Origin of the sequence: Flavobacterium sp. N2038 (assembly GCF_025947185.1) — a bacterium.
In the GTDB taxonomy this organism is placed as follows: domain Bacteria; phylum Bacteroidota; class Bacteroidia; order Flavobacteriales; family Flavobacteriaceae; genus Flavobacterium.
In genome coordinates, this window is the sequence record NZ_CP110001.1 from 2,083,323 (window position 1) to 2,098,269 (window position 14,947).

The window sequence follows — 14,947 nt, forward strand, 5'->3', positions numbered from 1 at the left end:
TATGGTTAATTTATTGGTCCAGCCAGTTCTTAAAGTTGTTAATTTCTTTTTTGCTGATAATTATTGGGTCATTTTCGACTGGAGGAACGGTTAAAATTAATTCGATTTTTTGATGCGAATGTTTTATCACTTCTTTTATAATATTTCGGCTTACGATATATTTCCTGTTTACTTTAAAAAAGATAAACGGATCGAGGCTGTTTATAATATCTGTAAGCGTATTGTTATAGAGATAACTATTGCCAGATTTGATATAGATGAACAAATGCTTTCCTGATGCAGCAAAATAGGTGATTTCGGCTTCGTTTATTGAAATTAGCTTATAACCGTGATTGACCAGAAAATGACGTTGTATTTTACTCGTTTCGGGATTTTCAATCTTAACTAATGACTGAAGGGTTGTATTGGTATTAAAATTGTCTTTTATTTTTTTGAATTTGCTTAAAGCTTCAAGTAATTCCTGTTCTTCAAATGGTTTTAAAAGATAGTCAATTGTAAAATGTTTGAAAACCGAAATGGCATAAGAATCATATGCGGTAATAAAAATAACAGGGCAGGAGATAGTTGTCTTTTCAAAAATCTCGAGACTTTTTCCATCGCCCAAGTGAATATCCATAAAAGCGAGGTCGACCGAATTACCGGTAAAAAAAACAACGGCTTCTTTTACTGATTTTAAAACTATAATTTCTGCAATCTGCAATATATCTTGTTGCTCTAAAATAGATTTTAGGTAACTCGAAGCAAGGTATTCATCTTCAATAATGGCAATTTTCATTTCTTTTACGATCTGGTTTTAAAACTTACTTTGAACTGAATTCTAAAAATGATTGGTGCAAATATAATTCACCACGGGTTTTTACATGCGATTTTGATGTATTAAAAATATTTTTTTAGCAAAAAAGGCCCTGTTTTTCAACAGGACCTTTTTCAGGATTTAATAGGTATTATAGATTGGGGTTGTTTAATCTCGCGCTTGCCGGGAAAATAATGGTATAACGTGGATCATTTTGCATCAAAGTGTAAGGATCGCCCTTATAGGTGTGAACGATTTCTTTTTGAGTTGTTCTTCTTAGGTCAAACCAACGATGACCTTCAACAGCAAACTCACGCTGTCTTTCTCCGTAAATGAAGTTTTGCAAATCTGTTGCATTCATCGCATTGATATCAGTGGCAAGCTGATTGTAACCTGCCTGAGTATATCTTTTTTCGATGAAACTTAGTAATATAGTTTTAGCTTCGTCATTGTTATTTAGTTTTAAAGAAGCTTCAGCTTTTGTCAAATACAATTCAGATGTTCTGAAAGAACATTTTTGATCGTCATTTCCTGCTTTTAAGAATCTGAAACTGCTACCGCTAGCTGAGAAATAAAGTGGGAAACGTAAATCTGTTGTTTTGTTATAAGCTGAAATTAATTCAGGAGACGCGTCAGATAATTTTTTAAGACCATTAATTAAACCGTCTTCTAAGGCTAAAATGGATTCTTTTGAATCATATTTTGTAGCCAGAACCGACGTTTCTTTTAGATCAATCAAAGTACTATTGATGGCTAAAGCTTTGTTTGCAGCATCAAGAGATTTTTGCCATTGTTGCTGATACAAGTAAACACGGCTTTCTAAACTGTACAAAGCAACTTTAGAGAAACGGTAATTTAATCCTTTTGTCTGTGAATCTTTGTTGATTAACTTTTCGGCCTGTTCTGTATCTGAAATAATCTGATTGTAAATTACTTCTATACTCTCAGGAATATATGCTTGCTCTAAATCAATTTTTAATGCTAAAGGAACACCTTTGTCTGATGTTGCAGTTGCAGGATTATATGGTTTTGCGAAAAGGTTAACCAAATCAAAATAAGTCATTGCTCTTAAGGCATAAGCTTCTCCTATTAACTGATCTTTTTCCGGAGATGCCGGTAACTTTATCGAAGCTTCGTTGATTACTACATTCGCATAAAAGATAACAGTGTATAAATCCTGATAATGAAATGTAGTTGTAATATAATCCGGATTTGTATCTTTCCAGATGTAGACATCTTTAAAAGTTGCAAATTCATTATTAGTTTCGTCCATTACCAACTCGTCTGTACGAACTGTTGTTAGTGATTTATGCTCCGGGTAAGTAGCATATCCTGTAGTTAAAACAGCACGAAACTGATCTAAAGTTTCTGGAATTACTTTTCCAACCGGAGTAATATCCAGATAATTATCGCAGCTGCTTATAGCTATAGCCGCAACAAAAAGTAGTATGTATTTTGAGAATTTTTTCATCTTTTGCTAATATTAGAAAGTTACATTACATCCTAAAGTGAATGATTTTGGAACTGGTTGTGCATAAATATTTCCGAAAGTTTCCGGGTCAAAATAACCTTTGTAATCTGAACTGATGACAAACAGGTTTCTGGCTTCAATATTTAATCTTATACTTTGAATGTTGATCTGATCTGTAAAGGCTTTTGGAAATGTATACCCCAAACGCATACTGCTCAATCTCATATAACTCATTTCGCTAACCCAGGTATCTAAGTAATTATAAGTATTAATAGGATTACCTCCGGTATACCATTGATAAGCCATCCATGAATCACCAGTTCCTGAAGTTTCGCTTGTAATTCCAGGCAAGTTTGATGATGTATTGGTTGGTGACCATGCATTTAGAATATCAGTTGAATAATTTTGGCCTCTGTCTACCATTGGTCCTTTATATGGAGGTGTTTTTACGGCAGTTTGTTTTAAATTAAAAGCTGCTGCAACTGTAAAATCAAAATTGCTAATTTTAAAAGTATTGGTAATACCTCCCGTGAATTTTGGATCTTTATCTCCTAAGTAAACAAATAAATCTCTAAACTCTGCCGGAGTTAAATTTGATTGTGTAAATATACCTGGCATCTCCAGAGCCAAAGGATCATATAAACCAAAGAAAGTTTGCGTATTTACTGTTTCTCCCTTTTTGTTTACAAATAATGGGTATCCGTTTTCATCGATTCCGTTTGTTTTATATCCAAAAACGGCATTTACCGGACGTCCTTCCTGATTTGGTAAATTACTGTTGTCTCTTACAGCAATTTTATCTACATTACTTTTGTTATGAGCAAAGTTGATGTTGGTTGTCCATTTAAAATTAGGACGTTCGATGTTTTTGGTAGACAAAGAAATTTCATATCCTTTGTTGCTTACTTGTGCCCAGTTCATGTTGGTGTATTCAAAACCATTTTCAAACGGAATAGCTCTAAGACCGATTAAGTCAGTACTTTTTCTTCCGTAAAAATCAGTGATAATACTTACACGGTTATTAAAAACTCCTAAGTCTAAACCTAAGTTGGTATTGGTTGTTTTTTCCCAACGTAATTTATCGTTTGGCGGACTTAAAACTACAATTGTAGGTTCTGTTTGTCCAGGAAGAATTGTTGTTGTTCTATTGGAACCTACTACATAAGGAGAAGTATTTTTGTCGATATTTCCCTGTAAACCATAAGAAGCACGAAGTCTTAAGTTTGAAATAACTTTGCTGTCCTGAAGGAATTTTTCCTGAGAAACCAGCCATGAACCCGAAACAGACCATAATGGTAAATATTTGTATTTTGGATCTACACCAAATAAATCTGAACCATCATATCTAACACTTCCAAAGAAACTGTATTTTCTGTTGTAAGTATAGGCAGCTGTTGCAAAGAAAGAGGCGTAAGCATTTTCGTTTTCAGTTTTAGAGTACATTTTGTAATCTGAATCTTTGGCAAATGTTGAATTTGGAAAAATAATTGGCTGTGTTGTCAGCGTTTTTTCATCATATCCAAAACCTTTAGTAGAAACAATTGTAGTGTAGTTTCTTCTGATCTCATTACCAGCCATTGCTTCAATTTCATGTTTCTCCCCTAAAACTTTAGAGTAGTTAATCATTGTTTTCAGGTTATACTGAAAAAAGTCAGTATTTGCATTCTGGATAATACCACCTTCAGGCAGGAAATAGTTGGTTTTGTTATTACTAAAATAACCTGATTTTTCTCTTTGCTTTCTGGTGTAATACGTTTCTTTACCAGCAAATTTTTCACTTGAGGTATTGTCTAATTGTAAACCTAACTGGCTGCTCACTTTTAAATCTTTAGTGATTTTATATTCTGCATCCAATAAAGCTTTTACAGCTCTTGTTTTTAAGTCGTAGGAAGTATTGTTTCTTTCTTCGATAAAATTAAAAGGAACTTGAATACCGGAATATCCAGCAATGTCCGGGTCATATTTATAACTTCCATCTGCATTATAAACTGCTAAATATGGATTTACATTTCTAGAGTAATTTGCCGGATTTGTAAATCCGCCAATATCTGTAAGGTAAGATGAAGTTTTGTTTTCTGAACCAAAAATCCCAACACCAACTTTAAATTTATCCGTTACCTCAAAGTTGTTTTTTAAGGTTAAGTTGTAACGTTTGAAACCAGTTCCTATTGTTGTTCCTTTTTCGTCATAGTAGCCTAATGAGAAATAGTAGTCTGATTTTTCACCACCTCCGGATAAACTTAATCCGTGTTGTGTATTGATAGCATCCTGGTACAATAAGTTACCCCAGTTTGTGTTTTGAGTTCTTAAACCGTTAATAGATTGTTGGGTTGCAGGACTCAAAGCAGAGAATCCACCAGCTCTGAAGGCATCTAATTCATTTGATCCGTTTAGGATACGGGCAACTTCTCCGGCAGTGTCTCTGTAAGTTAAATCAGCACGACTGTTAAGGTTAAGCTCTAAATCTACTTTTTGATTAGAATCTAATAAGTTTAATTTTGAAAATTCAGGTCTTTGTGTAATAAATGTGTTCGTGTTTAAGTTCACGACCATTTTACCGCTTCTTCCTTTTTTTGTAGTAATTACAATTACACCATTTGCTGCACGTGCTCCATAAATGGCTGTTGCTGCGGCATCTTTTAGAATCGTAATATCTTTAATATCATCAGGGTTTAAACCTGCAATAGAGTAGTTTGCCAAAACATCGATATTGTCTTTATCGTAGTTCTTAGGAATGTCATTGTTTTCTAATGGTAAACCATCAAGTACCCATAAAGGATCCTGAGTACCAGAAAGAGAAGCTGTACCTCTAATTCTGATTTTAGCTGGCGCTCCCGGTGCTCCCGATGGAGTAGAAACAGCAACTCCCGCAATTTGACCTACAAGCAATTGATCTACGCCTGAAACTCCTGTTTGCTGAATATTTGCCATTTCGACTTTTGAAATAGCAGCAGTAAGTTTTCTTTTTTCGATTTTTTGATATCCGGTTATAACAACCTCCTGAAGTTTTGCACTTTCAGATTTTAGATTAATAGTATAGTCTTTCTGAGCAGACAGATCTAAGGTATAGGGCTTGTAGCCCATAAAAGTGATTCTTAATGAAGTAACTTTTTTTCCTATTTTTAATTGAAACTTACCATCAAAGTCTGTTGTAGTTCCAATACTTTCACTTTGTAGAATTCCGGTTTGCGAAGTTTTGCTTCCAATAGAATTATTCTCAACAAAAATAGAAGCACCAGGAATTGGTGAATGGTCATTTTCATCCAGAATGATTCCCGTAATAGTTCGGTTATCCTGCGAGTATCCTGCGATGGCCAGGAACAGCAGTAAGGCTTGTAAAATTTTTTTCATGTTTTGGGGTTATGTATTAAAAGGTTGTGTTATTTAGGGCTTTGTCAATTCTTTGTATTAAATCATTATAATGGTTTTGAGTCGATTGATCTCCGGTATTTCTTTTTGTTTTTAAAAGCTGAAGCACTTTACTCAATTCTCCTTTTTTATCAGAGGTAACTTCTGTTACTCTTTTTATAGAAGACTGATTAATGTTTCTTGCCATTTTATCATTTTCTAAAGTGCTGCACAAATGCGGCATGTTTAAAGTCTCTTGTATATTGAGTACTTTTTTAGCATCTGTTTTTTCAAATAATTTATTTGTAGAAACAATTAAAACATCAACATAATTCTTTTGTGTCATACGCTCCAGAATGGTCAAAGATTTGTTTTGAATTGTTCCGGCAAATACACTTTGATGTATCTTTTTGAATAAATCATTTACGGTAAAAACCTTTTCGGTAGTTTTATTTCTTTGATATAATTCATTTTCTGTTATTCTTAATAAACGATCATCACTAAATAAATCATACAAAATGCCACATTGTAATTCTCTTGACAGGGTGTAAGGAGTGTACTCATAAGGTCCAAACGGAGAATCTTTAAGCGGATTTGTTTTGTCCAGAATGTCATTAAAAAATAGCCATTGCGGAATTGTAATCACATTTTTAATCAAATAATCGGCAGCTCTTTTTTGGATCGTAGCCGGAACCGGAACATAACTTTGCTTATTATCACCGTGAACTGTTTCGTTAAGATAGATACCTCCAATATTGTTCATTACATGACGATTGTACAATTGCCATTGTCCGATGGTTCCTATGTACAGTTTGCCAGTCTCGTAGTACGATTGGTCTTTATCATATGTCCAGTTTAAGATATTGTCTACAACGCGTTTTAAGTTTTTTAAGCCATATTCGCTTGCTTTGACAGCGTCGTTTCCTAAATCCTCAGATTGTGAGCGCGGATCGATTATAGATTCCTGTTGTTCGCCATAAAAGTAAATGGGGTCATTTTGATGTTTGGTAATTAAGGCGTTTAGTTTTGCAGTTTCGTTCTCGTTAGGCGCATACCATCTGTAACCCCATTCAATAGCATATTTATCGTATTCGCCAATTTTTGGCGTAATTACGGTAACATTGTCTTCCGGTTGAGCCACGTAATTATAACGTGCGTAGTCCATGATTGAGGGAGCAGTTCCGCCCATTTTTGCTGTAAATTCTTTAGAGCGCAAAGACTCCACATCATAAGCAAAAGAAGATCCCATATTATGTTTCAGTCCAAAAGTATGCCCCACTTCATGCGAGGATACAAAACGTATGGCTTCTCCCATATGTTCGTCACTAAATTTATTCCCTCTTGCTTTTGGATCAATTGGTCCGGTCTGAATGCGCATCCAGCTTTGTAATGAAGTCATAACATTATGCCACCAGATAATATCGGCTTCAATAATTTCACCACTTCTAGGGTCAACCACAGAAGGCCCCATAGCATTTGATTTGGGAGATGCAGCGTATGTAATTACCGAGTAACGAACATCATCTACATCAAAATCTAAATCATTTTCTGTTGGCTCTTTGGCAATAATAGCATTTTTAAATCCAGCTTTTTCAAAAGCAGCCTGCCAATCGTGAACACCATCAATAATATACTTTCTCCATTGTTTTGGAGTAGAAGGATCAATGTAATAAACGATTGGTTTTTTTGGCTCTACTAATTCACCTTTCAAATATCGTTCTTCATCTTCTTTTTTGGGTTCTAAGCGCCAACGGGTAATTAATTCTTTTTCAAGCATTGCCTGTTGTGCATCGGCAAAATACCAATGCTTTTCGCTAAAGAAACCAATTCGGTTATCAGAAAAACGAGGTTTCATTGGAGTTTTATCCAATAAAATAATATTACTTGTCACACCAAGCGTTACCGATAGAGCCGGTCCGCCCTCGCTAACAGAAGTTGTTAGCTGTGATTTTACTACAATGTTTTTAGGGAAAGATTTTAATCCTTCTATATAAGACAAATCAGATTTTACAGAACCCCCAAAACCAATATTGTTTAAAACATCATTGAAGCTTTTTTGTTTTCCGTCAAAAATCTTATTTACTTTAATAACTACAGCGGTCGAATCGTTGTTTTTGGTTTCAATATCAAAAACTTCAATAATAGATTCCGAAAAATTATCACTAACAGAAGCTGTAATTGCATCTTCTTTAGGAGAAGAAACTTTAGGGACATATGATTTTACCCAAACTTTCTTTGCAATCGTATCTTTATAAAAGGAGATTATTTTGTTTTCATAATTCATTCCTTTATTTAATCCGGCTTCATTAACCTGAAATGGAACCTGAGATAATTTGTTTACAACCAGAAATTCTCTTTTAAATAAACTATCCTGAATTTCGAAATAAACATCAGTCTTAACCTGAATGATATTGAATAATCCTTTTTTGATTGTACCTTTTTTTACCAGGTCATTATATTTTTTGCCCTTTTTAGAGTCAGTTGAATCTTTTGCAATTTCGGTTTCGGTTTCTTTTTTCTTTTTCTTCTGAGAAAGAACGGTAACAGGAGCCAATAAAAATAAAATAAGTAAGCAGACTAATTTTACATGATGCAGGAATGCCTTTTCCCTCATTTTGATGTTAAGTTTAAGTTAATTTTTTGCCGAAACTATTCGATTTTAGCTCAGAAAAAAAACAAAACGGAGTGAGTGGCTTTTTTTTAGGAGTGAATGGATATTAATGGTAAAATACAAATGAAATTGCCGTCTTTTTCTGAGGTTTTTAAATTGGTTCTCGAATAAAAATTATAAATGCTTGTAAGGTATTTTAGCCCAAAATTGGTACTGGGTTCACTGTGAGCCTTTTTTTGCAGATTGTTTGTAATAATTACCTGGTCTTTCTGAATGGTGATTTGCGTGGTTAGCGGATTTTCCTGAGTTGCCAAATTGTGTTTAATGGCATTTTCAATTACGACCTGAAAAGCCAGATAAGGAATGAACTTATTCAAAGCTTCCTCATCTTCAATTTTGATAGAAAAAAATAATTCTTCCTTAAAACGGGTTTGTTGTAAAAAGATATATTTTTCAATAAAAAGCAATTCATCTTTTAAGGAAACTATATTTTTTTCTGGCGGATCTATTAAATAGCGGTAAATGCGCGATAAATTTAAAGTAAATTTCTGCGCCGTTTTTACATCGCTTCCCACTAGCATATAAAGTGAGTTAAGTGAATTAAATAAAAAGTGAGGATTAATTTGCTCCTTTAATTGTTGTAGCTGAATTAATGCTTTTTCTTTTATAATTTTTTCATTCTCGACAAGAAGCTTGTTTTTTTCTTCAGTAACAATTTGCTTTTCCCTATAGGCTCGTCTGTTTGCGTAAGCAAATAAATAAAAAATTAATAAAAGCATTATCGTTGTAATCGAGTAGATCGAGGTCGAGTACTTTTTAATCGCATCTACGTTTTCGTCAATAAAGATCTTGGGAAAGTTTACACAGATAAACCAGTGCGAACCTTTAATGTCCAGTTTTTTTGTAAAGCGGATCACATCAAGTTTTAAAAACTCAGACATTGTTAATTTTCTGTTGTAATCATTTTTGTCTTTAAAAATGGTATCTGCAGGGCGAAGTGACGAAATCGAATAGATATCTCTGCCTATAAAAGCGATTTCGGGATGGTAAATGCATCTTCCATTTTTATCGAAAACAAAAGCATAATTTGAAGCTGTTGGTTCTGTGACAGAAATGTAATCGTGAAGTTTTTTTAAATTTATGTCATAGCCATAACGCACAATTGTATTTTTTGACTTCAGTTTAAAATAGATTCTCCAAACCCATTCTTTTCCCTGCGGAATAACTGCGCTAATATGATTTGCATTTTTATTTGTAACAATAAAATCAGCTACATCATTTTGTATTGTTTGAGATGGTACAGCGGTTCCAAACTGAATTTTATTATTATTGATCTGAAACCAATTATTGACAACTAATAAGTTGGTAGCCTGCAAAGAAGATAATACCTTTAAGTTTGAAGATAAATTACCCGAATTGCTAATTTTTAAGACATGTTTTATTTTGTTTTCCTGTTCCAGAAATTTTGAAAGTTCCTGCGACATGAATTCCTGTTTTTTGATAAAGTTTCGAAGTGAGTTATCATCATTTGCTCTCTCAGTAAGATCTGTAATTAAATTACTAAGAATGTATACCGAAGAAACAGTAATAATAATAGACACAATAACATAAATCAAAAATGCGCGTCTCGATGTGGTATTTTTTAATCTGAATTTCAAAGAAAGGTAAGTATAATTTTAAATCTAATTGGCAACAGAAAATTGAGAATCGTATAAGTTTCTGTAATAGCCATCGGTTTTGTTGAGTAATTCCTGATGTGTGCCTTGTTCCACAATTAAGCCTTTGTCCATAACCACAATTTTATCAGCATTTACAATCGTTGCCAATCGGTGTGCGATGATGATAGAAGTTCTGCCTTTGGTAATGGTTTCAGTAGCGCGCTGAATAAGCTCCTCAGAATAAGTATCAATTGATGAAGTCGCCTCATCCAAAATCAAAATACTCGGATTACTTACATACGAACGCAAAAATGCAATTAACTGACGTTGGCCGGACGAAAGCATTACGCCACGTTCTTTTACATCAAAGTCATAATTGTCGGGAAGATTCATAATAAAATCATGAACTCCAATTTTTTTGGCCGCATCCAGCACTTGTTCTCTTGTAATTTCAGGATTATGAAGTGTAATATTATTGTAGATGGTATCGGCAAACAAAAACACATCCTGTAAAACCACTGCAATTTGTTTTCTTAACGAAGCCAGTGTATAATTTTCGATATTATGACCATCAATATAAATTGTTCCGCTGTTAATTTCATAAAAGCGATTCAGTAAATTTATAATGGTAGATTTTCCTGCACCGGTTGAGCCTACAATTGCTATTGTTTGCCCGGAAGCAACAGATAAATCAATTCCTTTTATGACTTCTTCCTCAGGGATATAACTGAAACGAACATTTTTAAATTCAATGCTTCCTTCAAAAATTGGTGCTTCGAGTGTTCCGGTATCCTGAATGTGATCCTGAGTGTCAATAATATCAAAAACACGATTTGCTGCGATCATTCCTAATTGCATCTCATTAAATTTATCTGCAATCTGACGTAACGGATTAAAAAGCATTCCGATAAACATGGTATAAGAAAACAAATCTCCAAAAGTGGTAAAATGATCTCCGTTCAGAATTTTAAATCCGCCAAAAACAACTACTAAACCTAAAGTTATAGACGAAATAATATCGGCTATCGGGAAGAAAATAGAGTTGTATAAAATGGTTTTGATCCAGGCAACTCTGTGTTTGTCATTTATAACTTTGAAATTTTCGGCTTCAATTTTTTCACGATTAAAAAGCTGAACGATCTTCATTCCTGTAACACGTTCCTGAACAAAAGAATTCATATTAGCAATTTGTGTACGTACTTCCTCAAAAGCAACCTGCATTTTGCGCTGAAAAATTCTTGTAATATAAACCAGAACCGGCATGGCAACCACTACAATCCAGGTAAGTTTCCAGTTCATATAAAACATGAAAAGTAAAACGACCAGCATTTTCATTAAGTCACTTATAATCATGAAGAGACCCTGGCTAAAAATACGGGCAATCGATTCAATATCCGAAACCGATCGGGTTACTAATTGCCCAACCGGAACCAGATCAAAATATTTCATTTTAAAACTTAAAATATGTTTGAAAAGTTTGGTTCGAATGTCTTTTACAATATCTTGCCCAAGCCAGTTTGCCCAATAAACAAAATAGAATTGAGAGAAGACTTCCATTAAAAGTACGAGACCCATTAAAATGATGTACATCAGTAAACCATTTTTGTCATGTGTCTTGATATAGCCGTCGACCGTTTGTTTTAATAAATAGGGGCGAAGTGCTGCAAAAATGGACAGCGAAACTGCAAAAACAATAACGCCATAGTAGCGCCATTTGTAAGGTTTTGTATATTTTAAAATTCGTTTAAATAATCCTGTGTCGAATGCTTTTGCTTTCATTTATTTTTTTAAGCTTTAAGCTTTAGGCTTTAGGCTATAGGCACTAAGTTTGAAGCTTAATGCCTACGGCTTATAGCTTATAGCTATAAATAATCGTAATCAATTTTGGTTAAATACAAACCATGAGCCGGAACCGAAAATCCTGCTTTCTCTCTGCTTTTGCTGGCTATAATAGTTTCAAAATCTGCCAGCGTAATTTTATGCAAACCTATATTAATCAAAGTACCTACAATGGCCCGAACCATATTTCTTAAAAAACGGTTTGCCGAAATCGTAAAAATCAATTTATTATTTTCGTTTTTCCAGTACGCCTCAAAAACCGTGCAATCAAATGTATTGACATCTGTATTTACTTTAGAAAAACATTGAAAATCGGTATGGTTCAGTAAAATTTTTGCAGCCTCATTCATCAAAGCTACATCTAATTTTTGATTTACATACCAGCTAAGTTCTTGTAAAAAAGGATTTTTAACAGTATTGATATGATATTCATACGTTCGTTTAGTAGCATCAAATCGGCAATGAGCATCGTCATGAACCAATATAATGTCAAAAATGGCAATATCTTTTGGTAAATAAGAGTTGAGTTTATGTACTAAAACCGGAATATCCAATTGAGTTTCAAAATCAAAATGCCCGTACATTTCCTCGGCATGAACTCCTGTATCAGTTCTTCCGGCACCCATTACATTTATGGTAGAGTTTAATAAAACCGAAAGCGCTTTGTTTAAAGTTTCCTGAACTGACGGAGCATTTGGCTGAAATTGCCAGCCATGATAAGGTGTTCCGTTATATGCAAATTGAATAAAATATCTCATTTTTAGGGACAGAGGTTCTAAGGCGCAAAGGTACAAAGATTTTTTTCTTTATAGGTTCAAAGTAACAAAGGTGCAAAGGTGCAAAGTTTTTGTTGATATAAAGGTTGGAGTTTTTTAGAGAGATGTATCTTTTGTAAAAGCGAACCACAGTATATTTAAGGTTTTAGTATAGTACTCTTCTGTGTGTCTCAATCAAAATTGGTTATTATTGCCTGCAATTAAAATTGCCAAAGAAAAATCTTTGAGCCTTTGCCTCTCTGAGCCTTTGTAACTATTAGAATAACTGTTAAAACCCAAAATGCAAATCACAGTTGACAGAGAGAAAAATCGTGTCAGAAAATGAAAATTCCAACGTTTTAATTGTAACCTTTTTTTAACATTTTTTAATAAAAATTGGCAAAAGTTAATTTTTAAGATATTTGATTTTAACAGGAACTATTTCTCTTATGTTTGTAGTCTAAATATCAAAAACTATGAATGAAATTACTCCTTACTGGTGGATAATTGTAATCTTATTTGCCTTTATTTTTTACAAATTTATTTTGCGCGTTTTCTTCGGAATGGTGATTGTTCCGGAAGATAAAATTGGTTTAGTAACTAAAAAATTCGTTTTGTTTGGTGCAGACAGATCTCTTCCTGATGGTCGTATTATTGCGACAAAAGGTGAGGCTGGTTATCAGGCACAAACACTTGCTCCGGGTTTATATTGGGGAATGTGGATCTGGCAGTACTCAATAGATATGACCGGATTTACCATTATTCCGGAAGGTAAAATTGGATTGGTTTTAAGTAAAGACGGAAAGGAAATTCCAACCGGACGAATCTTAGCCAGAAAAGTAGAGAGTGATAATTTTCAGGATGCTACTTCCTTCTTAAATAACGGAGGGCAAAAAGGGCGTCAGACAGCATTTATTACGACAGGATCTTATCGTATAAATACATTTTTATTTGAGATTGTAGTGGCAGATCAAATCAAGATTTACGAAAACATGATCGGTATCGTAACGGCTCTTGATGGAGAACCAATTCCGCAAGGACAAATTGCAGGTAAATTTGTTGATAGTCATAATAATTTTCAGGATTTTGATAAATTCCTTGAGCATGGCGGAAATCGTGGTTTACAGCCACAGGTTATGTTAGCAGGTTCCTATTATATTAATACGTGGGGAATTTTAATTGAGCAGAATCCTATGACCGATGTACCAATTGGTTATGTGGGAGTTGTAATTTCATACATTGGAGAAGATGGTCAGGATGTTACCGGAGATACTTTCAAGCATGGAAATATTGTTTCAAAAGGGCAACGTGGTGTCTGGATGGAACCTTTTGGACCAGGAAAATATGCATTGAATAAATATACAACCAAATTAGAGGCTGTGCCAACAACAAACTTGGTTTTAAACTGGGCAAATGCCAGAAGTGAATCGCATGATTTAGATAAAAATCTTTCTACGATTACGGTGCGTTCAAAAGATGGTTTCCCTTTTAATCTGGATGTTGCGCAAATTATTCACGTTCCGGCTGCAGAAGCTCCAAAAGTAATTGCACGTTTTGGTAGTATGAATAATCTGGTTTCTCAGGTTTTGGAGCCTACAATTGGTAACTACTTTAGAAACTCTGCACAGGATAGTGATGTAATTTCATTCCTTACAACAAGAAAAGAACGTCAGGAATCTGCTAAAAATCATATCAAATTAGTACTGGACGAATACAACGTAAATGCTGTAGATACTTTGATTGGAGATATTGTACCACCAGATTCGTTAATGAAAACTTTAACAGACAGAAAGTTGGCTGAGGAAGAGCAAAAAACATATCAAACCCAAAGAATGGCGCAAGAGCAACGTCAGGGAATGGAAAAAGAAACTGCTATTGCAGACATGCAAAAAGAAATTGTTAGAGCTTCACAAAGTGTCGAAATCGCACAAAGAACTGCAGATGCAACGGTAAAAAAGGCAGAAGGTGATGCGACAAGTTTAAAACTAAACGTAAATGCTGAAGCTGAAGCTACCAAAATGCGTGCAAATGCCGAAGCCGAAGCAACTAAGGCAAGGGCAGGAGCACAGGCAGAAGCAACCAAACTAAACGCAAGTGCAGAAGCGGAGAGAATCTCTAAAACAGGTTTGGCCGAAGCGGAGAAAATTATGGCAATTGGTAAATCGACAGCAGAGTCTTATCAGCTGCAAGTTAGTGCAATGGGAGGTGACAACTTTACCAGATATAAAGTTACCGAAGAAATTGGTAAAGGAAATATCAAAGTGATTCCTGATGTATTGATTTCAGGAAACAGTGGTTCTGATGGTTCTATCAGCGGTTTATTAGGTTTGAAACTAATGGAAATGATGGATACAAAGGATTTGAAAGACGTTAAAAATCAAAATCCGAAGAAATAATTAGCATCCAATAGACCGACAGGTTTTAAAAACCTGTCAGATCTAGCGATAAAAAAATCCGATCTGTTTTTGCAGA

General features: G+C 34.4%; 8 protein-coding genes. 1 reads left to right on the forward strand and 7 read right to left on the reverse strand.

All coding sequences use genetic code 11. The features are described 5' to 3' along the window. Positions 1-10: 10 nt before the first annotated feature. The 7 genes from OLM51_RS09500 to truA all read right to left on the reverse strand — a co-directional run bounded on the left by OLM51_RS09500 (position 11) and on the right by truA (position 12,478). Positions 11-775, reverse strand: coding sequence for a LytR/AlgR family response regulator transcription factor (locus OLM51_RS09500; RefSeq protein WP_264554078.1), 765 nt, complete (start codon positions 773-775; stop codon positions 11-13). Positions 776-944: 169 nt separating this feature from the next. Further along, a complete protein-coding gene (locus tag OLM51_RS09505; protein ID WP_264554079.1) occupies positions 945-2,264 on the reverse strand; it encodes a RagB/SusD family nutrient uptake outer membrane protein in 1,320 nt (439 codons plus the stop codon). Positions 2,265-2,276: 12 nt separating this feature from the next. Further along, positions 2,277-5,615: a SusC/RagA family TonB-linked outer membrane protein gene (locus OLM51_RS09510; protein WP_264554080.1), complete on the reverse strand. Its 3,339-nt coding sequence runs from the start codon at positions 5,613-5,615 to the stop codon at positions 2,277-2,279. 16 nt (positions 5,616-5,631) lie between these two features. After that, complete coding sequence (locus tag OLM51_RS09515) at positions 5,632-8,226, reverse strand: zinc-dependent metalloprotease (RefSeq protein ID WP_264554081.1); 2,595 nt, start codon at positions 8,224-8,226, stop codon at positions 5,632-5,634. Positions 8,227-8,312: 86 nt separating this feature from the next. After that, the gene (locus OLM51_RS09520) at positions 8,313-9,881 is read right to left on the reverse strand and encodes a histidine kinase (protein WP_264554082.1); all 1,569 of its coding nucleotides are present in this window, start codon (positions 9,879-9,881) and stop codon (positions 8,313-8,315) included. 24 nt (positions 9,882-9,905) lie between these two features. Next, a complete protein-coding gene (locus OLM51_RS09525; protein ID WP_264554083.1) occupies positions 9,906-11,660 on the reverse strand; it encodes an ABC transporter ATP-binding protein in 1,755 nt (584 codons plus the stop codon). Positions 11,661-11,743: 83 nt separating this feature from the next. Further along, complete coding sequence (truA, locus tag OLM51_RS09530) at positions 11,744-12,478, reverse strand: tRNA pseudouridine(38-40) synthase TruA (protein WP_264554084.1); 735 nt, start codon at positions 12,476-12,478, stop codon at positions 11,744-11,746. Positions 12,479-12,951: 473 nt separating this feature from the next. Between truA and OLM51_RS09535 the strand changes: the two genes are divergently transcribed. Then, entirely contained in the window at positions 12,952-14,871 is a 1,920-nt protein-coding gene (locus OLM51_RS09535) for an SPFH domain-containing protein (protein ID WP_264554085.1), read from the forward strand. The last annotated feature ends 76 nt before the right edge of the window (positions 14,872-14,947 follow it).